Here is a 20,970-nt window from a genome sequence, read left to right on the forward strand (position 1 = left end):
GTTCCTGCTCGCGCAGGTACTCCTCGAACTCCATCGAGTGGGCGGTCGGCAGGGTGATGATGCCGGGGTTGGCGTCCACGAGGAGTGTGCGGCGGCCGGTGGTGCCGGAGTGGGTGAAGACCATGGCGGTCGGTGGGAGTTCCTGAAGCTGCGGCGGTTCGACCAGGAGTTCGCGGAAGCGTTGCTTGCCTTGAGGGTCGTTGGCGCGGCGGTTGTCTTCGACCGTGCGTCCCCACGCGGTGGCGGAGCTGATGCCCTCTACGAGAGCCGAGTCGTCGGATGCGGGGGCAGGTAGGGGCGACCAGACCGGGTCGGTCAGGCCGTCGCCGTGGGGGCGGGCGAAGGCGACCGTGCTGGCGTAGGTCTCCCCCGCCACGTCGAACAGCGTCTCGCCTGCCGAGTCGGTGATCTCGGCTACGAGGAGGGGCTGGTCGGCGCCGATGTGCTCGGCGGCCACGCGGGCGTCGTCGGGGTTGCCCAGGCGCATGAAGCCGACGGCGGCGTGGCCGCGGCGGCCCAGGCGTTCGCGGACGTGGCCGGGGATCGAGCGGTACATGAGGACGAGGCCGGTTCCTGTGGCCTCGCAGGCGTCTATGAGGCGGTCCAGGACGTCGCCTCTGAGTTTCTCGGAGCCGCAGAGGAAGAGGGTGTGGTCCCAGCGGCCGCCGGGCGGGGACTCCCTGATCCGGTGCGTGAGGGCCGTTGTGACGTAGGTGCCGAGGATGCGGTTGGTGAGGACGCCGGCGCGGCGGTCCATCGACACCACGTGCAGGCGGGACGGGGGGAGCCGCACCGGTTCGGTGGCGAGCTTCTCCAGTTTGCGGAGCTGCGCTTCCAGGGCCCAGGCGCGGCGGACGACGATCCGGTCGGTGGCGTCCCGGCCGAACAGGGTCGCGATGCGCTCGACCTGCTCGTCGGTGAGCAGGCCGCGGCGGAGGTCGTCGCGCGGGTCGCCCACCTGGGCCAGGACGCGGAGCGCCGCGGTGATCCGCGGGATCGTCGTGTCGGGGCCGAGGACCTCGATGAGCCGTTCCAGGATCGAGTTGTCGAACGACAGGTCGCGGGTGCCGCCCTCCTCCTCGCCCGCGCTGACCACCAGCGACAGCACGTCGGCGAGCGCCTCGGGGCTCAGGCCGCGGGTGACGTCCAGGCGCGGCAGGTCGGCGGGCAGGACCCAGACGAGGGGGTCGTCGCCGCGGTCGGCGGCCAGGCGCAGGAGGTCGTGGGCGACCGCGCCCTCGGACAGGTCGATGACGGTGAGGCGGGCGCCTACGGCGAGGCGGGCCGCGCCCATGGTGGTGACGGCGGCGGACCATCCGGCGAGGGTGCCGCCGACGACGTCCACCCGGTCGACACCGGGCGGGACGGCCACCGGGTACCACTCGCGCTGGCTCTGGTAGGCCGACTGGCGGCGCTCCCACTCCGTCCGGGCCTTGGCGTACTCCTTCTCGGCCGCCGCACGCTCGCGCTCGCGCTCGGCGCGCCTGCGCTGCTCCGCGTCCTGTTCCTGCGCGATGCGCTCCCGAACGGCCCGTTCGTCCGTCCACAGCGAACCGCCGGTGATCCCGATGACGACCGCGCAGGCCAGCAGCGCCACTCCGGCGAACTGCCACGGGAGGACGCCGGCGACACCGCACAGCAGGAAGAGGACGACGCCGCCCAGCGCGCCGCCGAACACGACCCGCAGCGGCAGCGCCGCCATGTGCTCGCCCGGCTGCCGCGCCGGGGCCGGGGACGGCTCCGGGCCGGGCGGCTCGGGGCGGTCCGGGGGCGGCCCCGGGTCAGGATGCACCTGCGCGTAGCGCCAGCCCACGTAGACGCGGTCGGCCTGTGTGAGCCGCGCCATCGCGGACCCGCTCGCCATGTCCGTCACGTCGAGAGACCCCTGGGAGTCGCGGGAATGATTGGAACGCCTGGGGGTTGCCGGGTTGGTTTCCTACACAGCCCAGAGTAAAGACCTCGTGGCGTTCCCGCTTCTCGTTCGCCGGAACAGGCCCCCAGATGACCGATTGAACCCGTCAATTCGGTCACCGAGTCCACCTGCGGTAAAGATCGGACACCCCCGTTCCGGCCCACTGTCCGCATCCGGCCACTCGCGAGGGCGTGTCCCGGGGCCTCAGCCGGCGGGCGGCGCCTTCACGGGCATGAAGTCGTCCAGCTCCATGGTGGGGTGCGGGTACTTCCACTCGGCGCTGTCGAACGGCACGTACATGCCCTCCGGGGTCTCGGCCAGGAAGTAGTTGCCGTTCCACTGGTTGGGGTGCGTCACCGGCGAGTCCTGCGGGTACCTGGCGCCCAGGGCCTCGTACTTCACACCGACGCCGAACATGGCGTAGACGGCGGCGTCCACGAAGTTGAAGTGCTCGATGGAGCCGCGCAGGTGCGTGTCCTGGAGCAGCACACCGTGGACGCGGTCCCGGGCGAAGTAGAGCGAGCTCAGGTCCTTGACGACCTGGTTGAAGTCGTGTGCCCCGTCATGGTGGATCAGCGCCCGGGTCTGGGGTTCGGCGCGCAGCACGTTCGCCACATAGGTCGGCAGGTCACCGTGGAACATGCGGACACGCGTCGTCGCGCGCGGGAAGATGCGGCGCACCCGTTCACGGGCGAACTGCAGGAACACGGAGTTGGCGTCGACGAGATCGAGTTCGAGGCCCATGGGCTCGACGCACCCGGCGAGGACGGCGGCGGAGCCGCCCATGAAGACCCCGACGTCGACGAGCCTGGTCAGCGCGGCGTGCTCGCGCTCGACGCAGGCGAAGACGTCGAAGTAGTGCTGCACGCTGCACTGGTCCTCGTAGTCCAGCTTCAGCTCACCGGCCTGGGTGGCGATGCGGTCGAAGACCGCGTTGCGGCCCTTGAAGACCGACAGGTCCGCGTGGTGGCCGCTGAGGATCGGTATGCCGAGGACTTCGTGCAGGTTCTCGGCGTCGACCACAGCCGGGTCGGGTTCAAGGAACTTTCCCCAGGTCTCCTCGTGTATGGCCACGGTCCCGACGTAGTCCGTCATTTCCAGATACCTCTCTTCAGGCAGGTCTTCGGGGCGGCGGGGTTTCGCGGCGTCATCGCGGACGGCCGGGTGCTCTGCGGATACGGGCGGACAGCGCCCTGCCCAGCTCTGACACGGCCTCCCCCAGCTCCGGGTCCCGGACGGGCCGCCCGGCGGGCGCATCCAGGCGCTCCAGTTGCTGGCGCGTCGTGGCGGCCTCGGTCCTCGACCGGTCGAGTTCGGAGCGCAGCCGGGCGATCTCACGGTGTTGGGTGTTGATCTCCTCGGCGAGGCGGTCGGCGTCGTGTCTGTGGGCCTTTGCCTCGTATTCCAGTTGCAGGACGCGGGTGTAGAGGGCGATGCGGTTGTTCTCCATGGTCGCCAGGAGGCGGGAGGACGTGAGGGGGCGGAGGGCCTCGAAGATCTCCTCCGCGCCTGGGGCGGCCGGTCGGGCCAGGAGGCCGAAGCCGAAGACGGCGGGGACGATCTCCAGGCGCCAGCCGGCGGCTTCGGCCAGGGCGTCCTCCACGGCGGTCAGGACGCCGTTGCGGGGGCCGCCCGCGTGTGCGGCGAGCGTGAAGGCGCCGGCGCCGACGAAGCCGGCCGGGGTGACGTCGTCGTGCCAGACGGTCGGGCCGTCCTCGGTGACCGGGTGCCTGTCCTCGGGCGGCAGCGGGGACGGCTCGTAGTAGAAGTCACGGCGGCCGCACGGCCACAGGAGGTCGTTGAGGACGACCACCGCGCCGGGGGCGTTCTTCATGATCCACGCGAGTTCGGCGCGGACGACCGCGTAGTTGTGGTCGCCGTCCAGGACGTACAGGTCGGCCACGGGAAGCTCGCCCAGGACCTCCGGGGACAGGCCCTCCACCAGGTTCAGGCGCGGGTCCTCGGCGACGGCGGCGCGCAGGTCGTCGCCGGGGGCGGGCTCGACGCAGTGGACGGTCGCGCCGAGGTCGGCGTACAAGGTGCTGACCTGGCCGGACTCCACGCCCACCTCGACCACCGTGGCGATCTCGCGGTGCCGGAAGATCGTCTCGAACAGCTCGCGGAAGACCGACATGGAATGCAGCAGCAGCGGCTGCGCGCGGGCCGTCCGGGCCTGCGCGTGGGGATCGCCGGGCGAACCGGCTAATCCGAGCTCCGCCTGGTTCCCGGCGGGCGGGGGCTCATCGGGTGTCACCGATCTTCCTCCTGGCCACTCGTCCGGCCCCGGACGCGACGCCCTTGACGCCGGCCGACCGGTACTCCTCGCGGAGCCTCTCGGTGAGGCGGGCGGCCCGGGCGGACCGCTCGGCCTTCCTGTCGACCGGCATCCGCGGCGCCATGCCGGTCATCGACTGCGGGAGCATCGCGAACGCGATCGTGATCTGCCCGGACGACACCGCCGGGACCCCGGCGGCGCGGGCGAGCGGGAGCCACACCGCCGCGTACGGGGTGTCGAACTCCATCAGGTTGCCGCCGAGGTAGCGGCAGTCGGCGTAGTGCAGGCCGACGAAGTCCTCCGGCTTGTCCCAGCGCAGCACGTGCTCGCGGCGGCGGCCCCCGGCGATCACCTTGGCCTCGATCCAGTCGACCCGGACGATCGCGGGGCGGCCGGGGATCGCGAGGGAGATGTCGACGGTGTCGTGGTGCTCGAACGCGAGCCGGGCGAACGAGAGCCCGTTGTGGTTGATCCTGACCCGGCGCCGGATGGGCTCGTGCCACCGGTCGTCGGAGGTGCGGTAGCGGAGCCGCGTCTCCTGGGGCTCGCCGGACGGCTCGAACGCCTCCGGGGCGATGGCGCCCTCCGCGATGGCGCGTGCCATGGCGCCGAGGCCGGTGTCGGACGCGGCGAGCAGCGCGGGCCAGAACGAGTCGCGCATGTCCAGGTCGTCGAGGTCGCCCGGCGACAGGTACGGGACGGCGGGCTTCAGGTCGGCGGGCAGCAGGGTCGTGACCTGGGACGAGCCGAAGTTGTCCTCGTGCGTCCAGTTGCCGAAGACGGACGCCTCGTCGGCGGTGGGCGCCTCCAGCGCGGCCACCAGGATCCGCGCCAGCCGGTCCCGGGCCGCCCGCGGGCGGGCGAGGTCCGGCCACGCGCCGCCGGATGCCTCGGCGTACCTGTTCCATGTGCCCTGGAAGGCGAGGACGCCGTCCTGCACCGTCCGGCGCTCGGCGTTCTGCGACGGGGAGTCCGACGTCTCCGCCAGGACGGGCTTGCCGTCGTCGGTGAAGCCGATCAGCGAACCGCAGAGGGCGTTGACGCACTGCTCCACGATCTCGGGGCTGCGCGTCACGGTGGCGGCGACGTGGGCGGGGTGGCCCGCCTGCGCCAGGTAGCCCTCGGCGCGCAGCCCGGCCAGGTACACCTTCTCGGCGCGGTCGTCGGTGGCCAGGTACAGCCCGGACACCCGGACGTCGAGGCGCGCGATGTCCAGCGCGCGGGCGAGCAGGCGCTGGATCGTCCCGCCCCAGCCGAGGTCGACGAGCGTCAGCTCCCCCTCGGCCAGCGTCGCCGCGTCGAGCGCTCCGGCGTCCCGCAGCGACCTGATCATGCGCTCGCGGGCGGCGGTGACCGTCACCGCGATGCGGTTGCACAGGTGGGGCGTCTCGGTGAGCGCGCGGGCGACCCGGTCGGCGATGTCGCCGTTGTCGATGACGGTGTCCAGCTCGGTCGCGAGCCCGGGGACGTCGCCCGGCTGGAGCTCCAGGACCGACAGCGCCTGCCGGACCGTCAGCCGGTATCCGGTGCGGATGAACGCGTGCACCGCGTCGGTGTCGTGGGCGTCCAGGCCCGCGAGCGACGTCACGAACCGCGACAGCCAGACCGGCCTGGCCTCGACGTCCCAGCCGTGCGCCCGCGCGGCGGCGTTGATCATCCGGGACAGCAGCTCGCCCTCGCGCATCGAGCACCACAGCCGGCGGGTCCCGGCCTCGTGCGCCTTCATGGCGGCCCACTCCGCGAAGCCGGTCAGCACCGGGCCGAGGACGCCCGCGCCGTACCGCCACGCGACGTCCAGCGCCGAGGTGGTGAACGGGACGCCCGAGTGGACGGCCTTGGCGCGCAGGCTGGTGAGGCCGAAGTCGCCGTCCCGCTCGTCCAGGTCGGGGGCGTGGTCGCCGAAGGGCCGGACGGGCTCCTTCTCGCGCTTCAGCACCTCCAGGTAGGGCTCGTCGAGCCGGTGGTAGTGGACGGTGCGGATGCCCAGCTCCGCCGGCACCTCGTGGTCGGCGGTCTCGTGGTCGCCGACGTGCACGATCTGCTCGGGGCTGCGGCCCAGGTCGCGCAGCACGATCTCCCAGAGGCCGGACGCCTTGTCGGTGCCGTGCTGGTTCGAGCGGAAGATCCGCACGTCCTCCATCGGGCCCAGCTCGGGGCGGTCGAGCAGCAGCGCGAGCTGGTCCTCGGTGAAGTAGGTGTCGGAGACGAGGACGACCTGGATGTCCTGTTTCCGGGCGGCCTTCACGACCTCGGCGACGTCCAGGTCCACGACGGTGATCTCGCGTTCGAGGCGCAGCTCGGCCTCGACGAGCTGCTCAAGCGGCGCGGCGCCGAACACGCCGTCCGGCATGGCGCGCCAGATGTCGAAGAGGGAGACCTCGGTGCCGAGGGCGTCACGGCCGCGGCGGGCGGCCTTCTCGGCGCCGATCCGCATCCGGCGCATGGTCGCGTCCGTCACCCACGGCGGGCACAGGCCCGCGTCGCGCAGCCGGGAGCCGAGCAGCGCGAACGTGTCCGTGGGGCGCGGCACGCGGCGCCAGAGCACGGTGTCGAAGATGTCCAGGGACAGGACGGAGCACGTCCGGTCTGCGATGACGCGGTGGACGTTGTCGAGCAACGGGCATCCGGACTCCTGCTTGGTCAACGGCGCACCTCTCCCCTGGTCGTGCGACTTCCACCGCGGGGCGGGGCCGCGGCTCGGGACACCCTATCCACCGGTTTCTCCCTGTGCGGCCGGTGCCGGGACGCCCTCCGCGCGGCGGGCGGCGCGGTCCTCGCGCACCAGCCGGGCGGCCCCCCTGGTCTCCCCGTCGAAGATCACTCTGCCCTGCCGCATGGTAATCCCCCGGTCGCAGAGCCCGACGAGCATGCGGAGGTCGTGGGCGACGACGACCATCGTGCGGCCCTCGCCGCGCAGCCGGCGGATGCGGTCCAGGCACTTCTCCCGGAACGGCGGGTCGCCGACGGCCAGCGCCTCGTCGATCAGGAAGACGTCCGGGTCGGTGTGCGCCGCGATCGAGAACGCCAGCCGCATGAACATGCCGGACGAGTAGAACTTCACCTGGTCGTCCAGGAACCGCTCGACGCCAGAGAAGTCGACGATCGTGTCGAACTTCCGCTCGATCTCCGCCCGGGACATGCCGAGGATCGCCCCGTTGAGGTAGACGTTCTCCCGGCCGGTCAGCTCCGGGTGCAGCCCGGCGCCCACGTCGATCAGCCCGGCGACGCGGCCCCGGACCCGCACCGACCCCTCGTCGGGCTGCATGACCCCGGAGATGAGCTTGAGCAGCGTGCTCTTGCCCGAGCCGTTCAGCCCCATCAGCGCGACCGTCTCGCCGGGGTGCACGGTGAGGCTCACCTCGTCCAGCGCGCGGAACCTGTCCGACAGGCTCTGCCCGCGGAACGCGCGGACGCTCATCTCCTTGAACGAGCGCGCGTGCCGCAGCGTGAAGTTCTTCGTGACGCGGTCGATGACGATCGACGGCGCGGGCGGCGGGTGAGGCAACGGACTACAACTCCTGTGCGAAGCGCCTCTGCATGCGCGTGAACACCGCGTGCCCGGCGAGGAACACCATCAGGCTGGCGGACAGGGAGACGCAGGCGCGGGCGTACAGATCGGGCGGGAACGCGAAGTCGCCGCCGGTTCCGGGATACCAGAACGCCTTCTGGAACAGGGACACGGCGCTGACGAGCGGGTTCGCGAGGTACACGTCCAGGACCCAGCCGGGCGCGTGCGACTGGACGTGCGTCCACGGGTAGATCATCGGCACCGACCAGGTGACGACGATCATCAGGATGTCCACGGCCTGCTCCAGGTCGCGGAAGAAGACGTTGACCGCCGCGCACAGCAGGCCGAGGCCGAACCCGAGCACGGCGATGATCGCGAACCCGAACAGGGCCGCGGCGAGCGCCTCCGGTGTGGGCCGCCACCCGGAGACGACGGCCGCACCCAGCAGGATCATCAGCCCCGGAAGGAAGTGCACCAGCGAGACCAGCATCGACGCCGTCGGGAACAGCTCCCGGGGCAGGAACACCTTCCGGACGAGCGGCGCGTTCCCGGTCACCGAGCGAGTGGTCGAGTGCAGCGTCTCGGTGAACAGGTGGACCAGCACCATGCCCGAGAACAGGTAGACCGCGAAGTCCTCGATGCGGCGGTCCATGCCGAGGAAGACGCCGATGACGAAGAAGTAGACGGAGAAGTACACCGCCGGCCGGACGTAGGACCAGCCGAGGCCCAGCAGCGACCCCTTGTAGCGGGACCGCAGCTCCCGGCGGACGAGCAGGCGCAGCAGGTACTTGTTCCGGAACGTCTGCCGCAGCCCTCCCTCGCCGCCGGGCGGCTGGAGCCCGTCGTCCACCGGGGTCGGCGTGGCCGTCATTCTCGCGGGCCTCCGGGATCGGCGTCTCCGGCGGCGCCATCGTGCCCGCCGGCGGCGGCCTCGAACGTCGTGCGCCACGCCTCCGGCGAGGCGATCTCGGCCATGGCCGCCCGGTACCGGACGGCGAGCTCGGGCCACTCCCGGCTGAGGCGCCCGTGCAGCAGCGACGTCCGCTTGAGCAGCCGCCTGAAGCGCTCCGGGTCGCGCTGGTACCAGGCGACCTTCGTGCCGTCGGCGGACGAGACGAGCGCGCTGTCGACCTGCGCCAGCAGGCTCCAGTGCCGGTCGATGTGCGGCACGACCGCCTGCGGGTTGGCGCGCGTCCCCGGCTCGACGGGGCGGAGCTGCTTGACGGTGCCGAGCATCGCGCTCGCCAGCACGTTCACCGTGCCGCGCGGCGGCTTGAACGTGCGTCCGCGCTTGGGCGGCCGCTTCCGGCGGACCTGCGGGAACTCCTCGTGGCTGACGCGGTTCTGGGCGTCGGGGAAGGCGGCCCGGAACGCCATGATCTCGGGCAGCTTCGTGGAGATGCCGGCGTGCATGTGCTCCGGTCCGGTCAGCACGTCCTCGATCGCCGACAGCATCAGCTCGGCCGTCGAGTACTGCATGGCGAGCGCGTGCTTCACCGAGATGATGAAGCTCTCCTTGACGAGGTTGCCGCCCCGCTCGTAGGGCGAGTGCATCAGCGCGGTGACCAGCCGGTTGCGCTCGTGGAAGTACGCCTGCCAGTCGATGCCGTCGTCCTTGTCCTGCCAGGGGACGTGCCAGGCCGCCATGCCCGGCAGCGACACGGTCGGGAAGCCCGCCTCGCCCGCGCGCACGCAGTACTCGGCGTCGTCCCACTTGATGAACATCGGCATGGACAGGCCGATGTTGCGCACGACGTCGACGGGGATGAGGCACATCCACCAGCCGTTGTAGTCGACGTCCACGCGGCGGTGCAGCCAGTCCGTCTTGCGCAGGCTCCCCGAGCTGGTCTTCGCGCGGGGGTTCGGGTTCGGCGGTACGGCGAAGTCGTGCTCGCGCTTGGTGTGCGCGGCCTCCTCCCACCACCAGCGGTAGCGTCCGATCGTCTCGCCGTAGGCGTGCAGCTGCGAGCGGGCGAACAGGTTGAACATGTGCCCGCCCACGATCGTCGGCGTCCGGGCGAAGTCGGCGAAGTTGACCGCGCGCAGGACGCCCTCGGTCTCGGTGACGACGTCGTCGTCGAGGAGCAGGACGTAGTCGCTGGCGCCCGCCTTCAGCGTCTCGTCCATCGCGCGGGAGAAGCCGCCGGAGCCGCCCAGGTTGCCCTGCTCGATCACGCGGAGCTTCGCGCCGAGCACGGCCGACGCGCGCTCGAAGTCCGCGTCGTCGCGGACGCGCTGCGTGCCCTGGTCGACGACGTAGATCGCGTCCACCACGTCGAGGACCTCCGGCGCCCGGCCGAGCGCCAGGAGCTGGTCGACGCAGAACTCCGGCCGGTTGAACGTGGTGATGCCCAGGCTGACACGGCCCTGCCTGACCCCGTGATCACCCCCGTGCTCACCGGCCGGGGCGGCGCACCAGTCGGCCCGCTCAAGGACGGCCTCGGCCTCGCCGGCGACGATGTCCATCCAGTACCAGCCGCCGTCGATGAACGGGCTGAGCGTCAGCCGGAACGTCTCCTCCTGGGAGGCGGCGGAGTCGATCCGGACGGAGTCGACGCGCTGGATGTGGCCCTTCGCGCTGGACCTGTAGACGATCACCGTGCCCTGGCCGCGCGCCCGGACCCGCAGGACCACCTCCTCCACCGACGTCCAGCGCCGCCAGTAGCTGGCGGGGAACGCGTTGAAGTAGGTGGCGAACGAGGCCCGCCGCCCGACCGGCACGACCACGCTGCGGCGGCCGACGTCCTCGGCCGGGCCGGCGAGGAGACCGTCCTCGACGGCGGTCTCGGCGGCCAGCGCCTCCGCGCCGCGGCCGATCTCGCCCTCGACGTACAGCTTGAGGACGTCGAGGTCGCGGTCCACGGGTATCACGATCCGCTGGAGGACGCGCATGTCCGGGGCCGGGGGATTCGCGGCGGGGTCGTTCTCGTCGGGTCGGCTCACTCGTCCACACCTCCGCTTATAAGACGCGAACCCCCGGCGAAATGGGGACGCAGTTTGTTGTCGACCATGCTGAGCGCGCTGGCGATCGCCATGTGCATGTCGAGATACCTGTAGGTGCCGAGCCGGCCGCCGAACAGCACGCCGTCCTCGCCCCGCGCCAGATCGCGGTAGGCGAGCAGGCGGGCGCGGTCGCCGGCGGTGTTGACCGGGTAGTAGGGCTCGTCGCCGCGCGCGGCGGCCCGCGAGTACTCCCGCATGATGACGGTCCTGTCGGACGGGTAGCTCTCGCGCTCGGGATGGAAGTGCCGGAACTCGTGGATCCGGGTGTAGGGGACGTCCTCGTCCGCGTAGTTCATGACGGGCGTGCCCTGGAAGTCGCCGGTCGGCTTGACCTCCATCTCGAAGTCCAGCGTCCGCCAGCCCAGCTCGCCCTCGGCGTAGCCGAAGTAGCGGTCCAGCGGTCCGGTGTAGACGACGGGGACGTTGCCGACCACGTCGTCGCGCAGGTCGAAGAAGTCGGTGCCGAGCCGGACCTCGATGCGCGGATGGTCGGCCATCCGCTCCAGCCACGGGGTGTAGCCGTCGACCGGCAGGCCCTCGTGGGTGTCGCCGAAGTAGCGGTTGTCGAAGGTGTACCGCACCGGCAGCCGGGTGATGATCTCCGCCGGGAGGTCCCGCGGGTCGGTCTGCCACTGCTTGGCGGTGTAGCCGCGGATGAACGCCTCGTACAGCGGCCGTCCGATGAGCGAGATCGCCTTCTCCTCCAGGTTGGAGGGATTTCTCACTTCGGCGGCCTGCCCGGCGATCAGCGCCCGCGCCTCGTCGGGGGTGAAGGACCGCCCGAAGTACTCGCAGATGGTGCCGAGGTTGATCGGCATGGAGTAGACGCGGTCCTTGAACGTGGAGTACACGCGGTGCCGGTAGCCGGTGAAGGCGGTGAACCGGTTCGCGTACTCCCACACCCGCTCGTTGGACGTGTGGAACAGGTGCGCGCCGTAGCGGTGGACTTCGATGCCCGTCTCCGGCTCGGCCTCGCTGTAGGCGTTGCCGCCGATGTGGCCGCGCCGGTCGAGGACCAGCACGCGCAGCCCGAGTTCGGCCGCGCAGCGTTCGGCGACCGTGAGCCCGAAGAATCCGGAGCCGGCCACCACGAGATCAACATTCAATGGACGGCGACCATCCATCCCGTGCGGGGGAGCGGAAGACCGGCCCGTGCGCAACGCCGACCGGTCCATATGTACAGATTGCGGCTAAGATACCGGGCGTTCGAACGGTACCGGCGAAGGAATCCAAGGTTCGCGGTGGCCCCACCCACTCCCGGCGGCGCGACGCCGAGCGCGGCGCGCCGCGCGATCTTCCTGCACGTCGGGGCCGCGAAGAGCGGCACGACGTTCCTGCAGCTCGTCCTGTGGAACAACCGGGAGCGGCTGCGCGAGCGGGGCGTCCTCTTCCCGGGCGAGGACTTCGCCGCCCACGTCAGGGCCGCCTTCGACCTGCGGCGGACGTTCTTCCTCGGGGCATCGGACCCGAAGACCCGCGGGGCCTGGCGGACGCTGGTCGACGAGGCCCGGGACTGGCCCGGGAACACGATCATCTCGCAGGAGCTGTTCGCGCCGGCCCGGCCCGCCTGGGTCCGCGAGGCCATGGCCGACCTCGATTTCGCCGACGTCCACGTGGTCTTCACCGTCCGCGACCTCGGCCGGCAGATCCCGGCGCACTGGCAGGAGGACGTCAAGAACCGGTTCACGACCTCGTTCACCGAGTTCGTCGCGGCCCTGCGGCGGCAGGACTGGCGCACGTTCGAGACCGCCCGCCTGTTCTGGGGGTTGCAGGACCCGGTCGCCGTGCTCGGGCGCTGGGGCGCGGACCTGCCGCCCGAACGCGTCCACGTCGTCACGCTGCCGCCGCCCGGCGCCCCGCGGGACCTGCTCTGGCGGCGGTTCTGCGCCGCCACCGGGCTCGTCCCGGACGACTACGACCTGTCCCGGACGTTCGCCAACCAGTCGCTCGGCCTGGCCGAGACCCAGTTCCTGCTGCGGCTCAACGAGGCGCTCGACGAGCGGATCGGCTGGCACGCCTACAACGAGGACGTCAAGCTCTTCCTCGCCCAGCAGATCTTCGCCCCCCGGCCGTCCACCGCCAGGATCGAACTGCCCGCCGAGCACGTCCCCTGGGCGACCGAGCGGTCCGTCGAGACCGTCGAGGCGCTGCGCGCGGCCCGCTACGACGTGGTGGGCGACCTGTACGACCTGATGCCGGGGCCCGCGTCCGGCCCCGCGGTCGGCAGGGCGCCCGCGCCGCCGCCCGACGAGCCCCGCTGGGCGGAGATGGCCGATGCCGGCGTCGATGCCATCGCGGCGCTGCTCCGGCGCGTCCAGGAGACGGAGGACCGCGCCGGGTCGCCGCCCGGCGCGGACGTCCCGTTCCCTGACCGGCTCGACGCGCTCCGGGAGGAGTCCGCCGGACTGCTGGACGTCACCGGGCGGCTCGCCCACGACGCCGCCCCGCTCGTCCAGAGGGCGATGGACAGCGCGAAAGACCGCTATCCGGCGGCGCGGCGGCTGCGCTGGGCGTACCGGAAGATCCAGGCCAGGGCGGGACGGTCCGAGGCGGAGACGAGGACGAGGTGAGTGCGCTCATGGACGACCGGCGCGACGACCGGGGGGCCGGCAAGTCCGTCTACCTGCACATCGGGGCGCCCGCGGGCGAGGCGGCCTTCCTGCACCGGGCCCTGTGGGCGAACCGGCGGCGGCTCGGCGACGCCGGAGTCCGCTACCCGGTCGCCGGGCCGCAGGAGCACTTCGCGGCCGCCATGGACCTGCGCGAGTCGAGCTGGGGCGGGCGCCGCGACCCGGACTGGGACGGCGCGTGGGACCGCGTCGTCCGGCGGGCCCGCGACTGGGACGGCCCCACGGTCGTCTTCTCCCAGGGACTGCTGGCCGGGGCGACCGAGCAGCAGGTGAAACGGGCCGTGGCGGCGCTGGAGCCCGCCGAGGTCCACGTGATCTTCGCGACCCACGACCTGGGCTGGCAGCTGATCCTGGACTGGCAGGAGCAGCTCCGGCACACCCACACCATCACGTTCGAGCGCTTCGTCGACGACCTGGTCGCGCGCGGCATCGACGCGCCCGAGCCGTACGGGGAGATGTTCTGGGGCCTGCACGACCCGGTGCGGGTGCTGGGGACGTGGTCGTCGGCCGTGCCGAAGGAGCGCGTGCACGTCCTCACGCTGCCGCCGCCGGACGGGAGCCCCCGCCCGCTGTGGGACCGCTTCCTCGCCCTGACCGGCATCGACGCCGCGGTCTGCGACATCGGGGGGATCCCGGCGGGCGAGCCGCTCCCGGCGATCGAGGCCGAGCTGCTCCGCCGCCTGAACGAGAAGATCGGCCCGGCGATGCGCCGCGACTACCAGCGCATGATCCGCGAGCACCTGGCCGGGCACTGGCAGGCGAAGGCGGACGGAGCCACCGGCCGTACTCGGATGGGCCTGCCCGCGCGTCATACCGAGTGGGCGGCGAACCGGACCCGGGACCTGGCCGAGTCCCTGCGCGCCTCCGGGTACGACGTGGCCGGCGACCTCTCCGAGCTGACGACCGCGCCGGATCCGGGGCCCCGCATGCTCCCCGGCGACGTCCCCGAGGAGCTGATCGCGACCGCGTCCGTGGGCGTGGTGGCGCACCTGCTGGAGGAGCTGACGTTGGCGCACGAACGCATCGGCCTCGCCCACCTGCACAGCGAGATGGAGGGCGTCCGGGAGAACCTGGACCGGCTGCTGGAGGCCGCCGCGTCCCCCTCGCCGGGCCTGCAGCGCGCCGCCCGGCGCGCCACCGGGAAGCGCAACCCGTGACGGCGGACCCGGGGGCGCCCGGCCTGGTCGCGGCGGTGGTCGTCACCTACAACCGGCGCGAACTCCTGGACGAGGCGCTGACCGCGCTCGGCGCGCAGACGCGCGTCCCGGACCGGATCGTCGTCGTCGACAACGCCTCCGCGGACGGCACCGCGGAGATGGTCAGGGGCCGCTTCCCGGACGCGGACCTGCTCACGCTGCCCCGGAACGTGGGCGGAGCCGGCGGGTTCGGCGCGGGCATGGCCCGCGCCCTGGACGGCGGCGCCGGCCTCCTCTGGCTGCTGGACGACGACACCGTGCCGGAGCCCGGCGCCCTCGAAGCGCTGCTGGCCGCGAGGGAGAGGGCCACGGCGGACGGCGAGCCGCCCGCGCTGGTGGCCGGCCGCGTCGTGTGGACCGACGGCCGCGACCATCCGATGAACACGCCGCGCCGCAAGCCCGGGGCGACCGCCGCCGAGTCGGCGATCGCGCGTGCGGCGGGCTGCGTGCCGATCCGCTCGGCGTCGTTCGTCTCCGTGCTGGTGGACGCGGAGGCCGTCCGGGCGCGCGGGCTGCCGGTCGCCGACTACTTCCTCTGGAACGACGACTTCGAGTTCACGACCCGGCTGCTGCGCGGCCGCCGCGGGGTGCTGTGCCCCGACAGCGTCGTGGTCCACAAGACGAGGGAGTTCGGCGGGGCGGACGCCGACCCGGGCGACCGCTTCTTCTACGAGGTCCGCAACAAGATCTGGCTGTTCACCGGCAGCCCCGGGCTCGCGCCGCCGGAACGCGTCCTGTACGCGGGATCGACGCTCCGCCGCTGGTCGCGCACGTTCGCCGCCTCCTCCGACCGGACCGTGCTGCGCCGCGCCATGCTGCGCGGGCTGCGGAAAGGGCTGTTCACCCGGCCGAGGCCGACCGCCGCGCTGCTGCGCGAGGTCGGCGTGCAGGTGCCGTCCGATGGTCGGGACGGCTAGCCCGCCGCGGGAGCGGACCGCCCGGCCGGAGCGATGGCTCGACGGGCGGGCGATGCCGCTCGTCCCGGCGGCCGTCGCGCTCGCCGTGGCGCTGGCCGGCATCCGCGGGCCGTCCTACTGGCTGGACGAGGCCGCGACCGTCAGCATGGCCGGCCGGCCCGTGCCGGAGATGCTGCGGGCCTTCGGAAACCTCGACCTCGTGCACGCTCTCTACTACCTGATGCTGCGGCCGTGGGCCATGGTGTTCGGCACCGGGGAGCCGGCCCTGCGGGTGCCCAGCGCCCTGGCGGCGGCCGCGGCGGCGGCGGGGGTGGCGGTCATCGGCCGGCGCTGCCTCGGGCCGGGTACCGGGCTGCTGGCCGGGCTGGTGTACGGCGCCTCGGTGTCCGTCTGCCGGTTCGCCCAGGAGGCCCGCCCGTACGCGATGGTGGCGGCGGTCGCCGTGCTCGCCACCTACCTGCTCATCAGGGGCATGCGCGAAGGGGAACGGCACCCGTGGGCCTGGTTCGCCGGATACGGCGCGGCCGTCGCCGTCCTGGGGCTGCTCAATCTCAACGGCCTCTTCCTCGTCCCCGCGCACGGCATCACGCTGCTTCTGGCGCGGACCGGCGCCCCCAGGACGTGGGTGCGCTGGCCGGTCGTCACAGGTCTCACCGGCGTGGCCCTGCTCCCGTTCGCGCTGGCGGCGCAGGATCAGAAGTTCCAGGTGGAATGGCTCACGGAGCCGTCCTGGGCGACGGTGTGGACGCTGGTGCAGTTCATGGCGGGCGGCCGCCGGCTGGTCGCGCCCGTGGTCGCGCTGCTGGTCCTCGGCGCGGTCACCGGGCGCTCGCCGCGCGCGGCCGAGCCGGCCTCGCTCGCCGCCGTGGCGGCGCCGTGGCTGGTGGCGCCCCCGGCGCTACTGCTGCTCGTGTCGGTGCTCGCCGAGCCCATGTTCACGTACCGGTACGTGGTGTTCAGCCTGCCCGCCCTGGCCCTGCTGGTCGGCGCGGGCCTGGCCCGCCTCGCCGCCCTCGGACGGCCCGCCGCCGGCGCCGCCCTGCTGGCGGTCGCAACCGCGGCGGTGGTCGTCCCGACCCTGCCGGAGCACGCGGCGATCAGGCGGCAGGACAGCAGGCTCGACGACCTGCGGACGCCCGCGGACATCGTCCGCGACCGGGCGCGGGACGGCGACGCCATCCTCTACCTCGCGGGCGTCGTGCGGTGGAACGCGTCCGCCTACCCGGACGCCTTCGGCCGGCTCCGGGACATCGGGATGCGCGAGGACCCGGTGAGCGCCGCGAACCTGAAGGGCCGCGACAGGTTCCCCCGCGATCTCCGGGCGCCGCTGCGCCGCGAGCCCCGCCTGTGGGTGATGGGCAGCAGGTCGCTCGGCCGCCCCCTCGAACCCCCGGTGGTGCGGCGGAACCAGATCGTCCAGGAGTCGGGGCCGTGGCGGATCGCGGGCCACTGGAACTACCGCGGCGGCAACATCACCCTGTACGTGCGGACGGCGCCCTACCGGACCTCGAAGTAGTCGACCTGCCCCATGCCGCCGCCCAGCCTCCAGAAGCTCAGGGTGTTCCAGCCCGCGGACAGCTGGACCTCCGCCTCGGCGGACTTCCAGTCGGCGCCCTCCGTGGCGGGCAGCCGCAACGACGTCGCGGCGGAGCCGTTCGCCGACAGTTCCAGATGGGAGTCGCGGCCGGAGCGGTTGGCGTACCGCGCGCTCACCGAGTACCGGCCGGCGGCGGGCGCGAACACGGGGACGTCCACCCGGCAGTCGTCGCGGGTGAACGGGCCGATCGCGGTGCCGCCCGACGCGTGCTCCCGTCCCAACGCGGCGACGCAGCCGTTCAACCGCGCCCGTTCCGCCTCGTACCGGACCGGGACGCCCCGGACGGCGGGCCGCGCCCCGTCCCATCCGAGCCGGGCGACGTACATGCCGCGGGTGACCGCCGAACCGCCGTGGTAGCCGAGGATGCCGTGGAAGACCAGGTAGTCGCCGCTCTCGTCGGTGAGGACGTCCGCGCTGCCCGGCCCCTGGATCCCGTTCCCGTACCCCTCGGTGGACTGCAGCGGCGCGGCGGCCTTCCGGTACGGCCCCTCGATGGACGGCGCCACCGCGTAGCGGGTCTGGTAGTTCGCCTTGAAGTACCAGCCGGCCGAGTACAGCAGCACGTACCGGCCGCCGCGCCGAACCAGGTCGGGCGCCTCGACCAGGACGGGCTCCCCCGCGCCGCGGGCCATGATCTGCTTCGGCGCGCCGGCGAGGCTCAGCCCGTCCGGGTTCAGCCTGACCAGGTGGATCGCCGCCGTCTTCCGGTCGTCGGTCTTGTAGAGGAGATAGCGGGTGCCGTCCGTCTCGATGTAGGACGCCGCGTCGATCGCGCCGCCCCTGTCCAGCGGGCACACCAGCGGCCCGCCCTCCAGGGGGACGAACGGGCCCGCCGGTGAGGACGCCGTGGCGGCGCCCACGCACTGGTGCGCGCTGTCCTTGCGGCGCGCGGTGAAGTAGAGGAGGTACGAACCGGACCCGCCGCGCGGCGGGACGACCTCGGGTGCCCACGTCCACCCGCCGGCGGCCCACGCCGGGAGGTGCGCGAGGCCGTCCCCCAGCGACAGCCGCCAGGGCCCGGTCGGCGACGGGGCCGTCGCGACCGGCATGTCGGCCTGCCCGTTGTTCGTGCCGTACGCGAAGTACGTGCGCCCCACCTTGATCACGGTCGGGTCGGCGAACGACGACTCGATCACCGGCTCGACGGGCGAGTAGCCCGCCGGGTCGATCGGCGCCGGGGTCCCCGCGGGGCTCGCCATCGGCGGCCCGGACGCCCCGCCGGAGTCCCGCGCGCTCGCGGCGCCCTCCCCGTCCGGGGACACGGCGAGGCCGACGACCAGCGCCACCAGCGCGGTGATCGCGGCTCCGGCGACCGCCTGCGCCAGCGCGACCGGCCTCCACGGCGCCCCGCCCATCCTCATAGCACCCCGCATCATGCCAATAACCGGCACTGAACGACGAACCGTCCTCTAGTACGCGAATCGATCCGGGGGTGGTTACCCTGGCCCGGAGCGGCATTCCTACGGAGAGGCGGACGTTGATCCGACACCGGCGGCTCGCGGCCGTCCTCTGCCTGGTCACCGCGCTCGCCATGAGCGGTTGCTTCATGCACCCGCCGGGCCCGTCCGGCGGCTCGGAGCGGTCCACGCCCCCGAAGAGGCCGAACATCGTGTTCGTCCTCACCGACGACCTCTCCTGGAACCTCGTCAAGCACATGCCCCAGGTCCTCGGGATGCAGAGGGACGGGCTGACGTTCGACGAGTTCCTCGTCGCGGACTCGCTGTGCTGCACGTCGCGGGCGACGATCTTCACCGGCAAGTACCCGCACAACACCGAGGTCCGCACCAACTTCCCGCCCGACGGCGGCTTCCAGGTCTTCAAGGAGAAGGGCAACGAGGAGGCGTCGTTCGCGCCGTTCCTGGAGAAGGCCGGATACCGCACCGCCCTGCTCGGCAAGTACATGAACGGCTACCACCCGAACGACACCCAGGGCACTACCACCCCGTACGTACCGCCGGGCTGGACCGAATGGCAGGTCGCCGGGAATGGCTACGCCGAGTACAACTACAACCTGAACGAGAACGGCCGCATCGTCCCCTACGGGCAGCAGCCGCACGCCTACCTGACCGACGTGCTCGCGAACAAGGGGATCGAGTTCATCAAGCGGGCCTCCAGATCGTCGAAGCCGTTCTTCGTCGAGATCTCGACGTTCGCGCCGCACGGGCCGTTCATCCCCGCGCCGAGGCACGCCGGCCTGTTCGGCGACCTGAAGGCGCCGCGGCCGGCCTCGTTCAACGAGGCGGACATCCGCGACAAGCCGTCCTGGCTCCGGTCGCGCCCGCCCCTGGGCGCACCCGCGGTCAAGCGCATCGACGAGGGCTTCCGCGACCGGGTCCGCATGGTCCAGGCGGTGGACGAGATGGTCGGCCGGATCCGGACGACCCTCGAGGAACTCGGCCGCGACCGCGACACCTACCTGGTCTTCGGCTCGGACAACGGCTTCCACCTCGGGGAGCACCGGCTCGCCGGAGGGAAGATGACCCCGTACGACAGCGACATCCGCGTGCCGTTCGTCGTCACCGGCCCCGCGGTCCCCGCCGGACGCCGGGTCGAGGAACCGGCGCAGAACACCGACCTGGCGCCGACGTTCCTGGACCTCGCCGGCGTCAAGCCCCCGGCCGCGACCGACGGCCGCTCGCTCGCCCCGTTCCTGCGCGGCGGCACCCCGCGGGACTGGCGGCAGTCGGCCCTGATCGAGCACGTCAAGCCGCCTCCGTCGCCGCACGACCCCGACCGCCAGGACTCCGCGCCCGGCGCCCCGACGACCTACAACGCGCTCCGCACCCGCGAAGTGCTGTACGTGGAGTACGAGAACGGGGAGCGCGAGTACTACGACCGAACCCGCGACCCCCAGGAGCTCGACAACATCTATGGGAGACTGCCGGAACAGCGGCGGCGGCAGCTCTCGGACCTGCTGTACGCGCTGACCCACTGCTCGGGCGCGGACTGCACGACGGCCGGCCGGGCCCGCTGAGGGCATTCCGTCCCCTATGCGCCGCTATCATCGCTGTCTGACCGTGGATGCGCGGCGATGCGTCCACACGAACCGATGCTGGGAGAGCGGGTGTGACAGCTACCGGAAAGCCCGATGACGACCACGAGGTGGAGCGTCCCGAACCCGGGCAGCCGGCCCAGCCCCCGCCACCCTCGCAGTGGCTGGACGACCAGGAGCCCTCCGCGTTCGAGCTGCTCCCCGAGGACGACCCCGAACCGGACGACCTCGAGGACACCGACGACCCGGAGCCCGGCGCCCCGGAGACCGGCCCCCCGATGGACGACGCGGAGGGCGCGGTCGGCGACCGTACCCTGAGCGACCTCACGATCTCCGACTACCGGCCGGAGACCGACACCTCGGAGATCACCCCTCCCCCGGTGGACGACGCGGAGGACGACCGCACCCTCAGCGACTTCACGATCTCCGACTACCGGCCGGAGAGCGGCGCCTCGCAGACCGCCGAACCGGTGGACGACGCGGAAGACGACATCGCCGAACGCACCGTCAGCGACCACACGCTCGCCGACTTCAGGCCCCGCGAGTCGACGCACACCATGATCCTCCCCGGCCGCAAGGCCCCGGCGGGCGGCAACGACCCGCAGCAGGACACGGGGGAGGAGACCCGGCAGGAATCACCGCAGCCGGCGGCTCCGCCTCCCGCCACGTCCACCGACATTCCGGCACAGGCGTCCCCGTACAGCCAGGAGTCCGCCGAAGTCACCCGCGCGGAGCGTCTCCCCCCGATGCCTCTGCAGCAGCCGCCTCCGCCGCCGCAGAGCCCCCCGGCGCACGAGCCCTTCCCGTACGCGCAAGAGATCCCGGACGCACCCGCCCCGGCGCACGAGCCCTTCCCGTACGCGCAGCAGATCCCGGACGCACCGGCCCCGGCGCACGAGCCGTTCCCCTACGCGCAGCAGATCCCGGGCCCGCCGAGCCC

14 protein-coding genes and 1 pseudogene are annotated in these 20,970 nt (G+C 72.6%); 6 read left to right on the forward strand and 9 right to left on the reverse strand.

Going from position 1 to position 20,970, the window contains the following annotated elements; translation table 11 throughout:
• From E1281_RS21090 to glf, 8 genes are all read right to left on the reverse strand, one after another.
• Nucleotides 1-1,864: hypothetical protein (locus E1281_RS21090; RefSeq protein ID WP_131880801.1), on the reverse strand; the 1,864-nt coding region annotated here is incomplete at its 3' end.
• 252 nt (nt 1,865-2,116) lie between these two features.
• Nucleotides 2,117-3,007 carry a class I SAM-dependent methyltransferase gene (locus E1281_RS21095; protein WP_165959022.1) on the reverse strand — a complete coding sequence of 297 codons (891 nt, stop codon included), beginning with the start codon at nt 3,005-3,007 and terminating at the stop codon, nt 2,117-2,119.
• 52 nt (nt 3,008-3,059) lie between these two features.
• Nucleotides 3,060-4,166: a class I SAM-dependent methyltransferase gene (locus tag E1281_RS21100; RefSeq protein WP_207943401.1), complete on the reverse strand. Its 1,107-nt coding sequence runs from the start codon at nt 4,164-4,166 to the stop codon at nt 3,060-3,062.
• Nucleotides 4,153-6,831, reverse strand: a complete 2,679-nt coding sequence (locus E1281_RS21105) for an HAD family hydrolase (protein WP_131880805.1) — start codon at nt 6,829-6,831, stop codon at nt 4,153-4,155. The genes E1281_RS21100 and E1281_RS21105 overlap by 14 nt, the downstream gene beginning before the upstream one ends.
• Before the next feature lie 63 nt (nt 6,832-6,894).
• Nucleotides 6,895-7,692: an ABC transporter ATP-binding protein gene (locus tag E1281_RS21110; protein ID WP_243717193.1), complete on the reverse strand. Its 798-nt coding sequence runs from the start codon at nt 7,690-7,692 to the stop codon at nt 6,895-6,897.
• Nucleotides 7,693-7,696: 4 nt separating this feature from the next.
• Complete coding sequence (locus tag E1281_RS21115) at nt 7,697-8,566, reverse strand: ABC transporter permease (RefSeq protein ID WP_131880807.1); 870 nt, start codon at nt 8,564-8,566, stop codon at nt 7,697-7,699.
• Nucleotides 8,563-10,638: a glycosyltransferase gene (locus E1281_RS21120; RefSeq protein WP_243717195.1), complete on the reverse strand. Its 2,076-nt coding sequence runs from the start codon at nt 10,636-10,638 to the stop codon at nt 8,563-8,565. The genes E1281_RS21115 and E1281_RS21120 overlap by 4 nt, the downstream gene beginning before the upstream one ends.
• The gene (glf, locus tag E1281_RS21125) at nt 10,635-11,786 is read right to left on the reverse strand and encodes a UDP-galactopyranose mutase (protein ID WP_243717197.1); all 1,152 of its coding nucleotides are present in this window, start codon (nt 11,784-11,786) and stop codon (nt 10,635-10,637) included. The genes E1281_RS21120 and glf overlap by 4 nt, the downstream gene beginning before the upstream one ends.
• Nucleotides 11,787-11,939: 153 nt before the next feature.
• On the opposite strand from glf, the gene E1281_RS41995 reads away from it, so the two are divergent.
• The 4 genes from E1281_RS41995 to E1281_RS21145 are packed head-to-tail and all read left to right on the forward strand — an operon-like array spanning nt 11,940 to nt 16,957.
• A complete protein-coding gene (locus E1281_RS41995) occupies nt 11,940-13,268 on the forward strand; it encodes a hypothetical protein (RefSeq protein WP_131880811.1) in 1,329 nt (442 codons plus the stop codon).
• Nucleotides 13,265-14,485, forward strand: a complete 1,221-nt coding sequence (locus tag E1281_RS42000; RefSeq protein WP_131880812.1) for a hypothetical protein — start codon at nt 13,265-13,267, stop codon at nt 14,483-14,485. Before E1281_RS41995 ends, E1281_RS42000 begins: the two co-directional genes overlap by 4 nt.
• On the forward strand, nt 14,482-15,441 hold the full coding sequence (locus E1281_RS42005) for a glycosyltransferase (protein ID WP_131880814.1): 960 nt from the start codon (nt 14,482-14,484) through the stop codon (nt 15,439-15,441). Before E1281_RS42000 ends, E1281_RS42005 begins: the two co-directional genes overlap by 4 nt.
• Entirely contained in the window at nt 15,425-16,957 is a 1,533-nt protein-coding gene (locus E1281_RS21145; protein ID WP_131880816.1) for a glycosyltransferase family 39 protein, read from the forward strand. Before E1281_RS42005 ends, E1281_RS21145 begins: the two co-directional genes overlap by 17 nt.
• On the opposite strand, the gene E1281_RS21150 is transcribed toward E1281_RS21145, so the two are convergent.
• On the reverse strand, nt 16,939-18,393 hold the full coding sequence (locus tag E1281_RS21150; RefSeq protein WP_165959024.1) for a family 43 glycosylhydrolase: 1,455 nt from the start codon (nt 18,391-18,393) through the stop codon (nt 16,939-16,941). The genes E1281_RS21145 and E1281_RS21150 overlap by 19 nt on opposite strands.
• A 122-nt stretch (nt 18,394-18,515) precedes the next feature.
• Between E1281_RS21150 and E1281_RS21155 the strand changes: the two genes are divergently transcribed.
• Both E1281_RS21155 and E1281_RS21160 read left to right on the forward strand, forming a co-directional pair.
• On the forward strand, nt 18,516-20,012 hold the full coding sequence (locus tag E1281_RS21155) for a sulfatase (protein WP_131880820.1): 1,497 nt from the start codon (nt 18,516-18,518) through the stop codon (nt 20,010-20,012).
• 92 nt (nt 20,013-20,104) lie between these two features.
• Nucleotides 20,105-20,970: pseudogene (locus E1281_RS21160) on the forward strand (hypothetical protein); the annotation flags it as partial.

This window comes from Actinomadura sp. KC345 (assembly GCF_004348515.1).
In the GTDB taxonomy this organism is placed as follows: domain Bacteria; phylum Actinomycetota; class Actinomycetes; order Streptosporangiales; family Streptosporangiaceae; genus Spirillospora.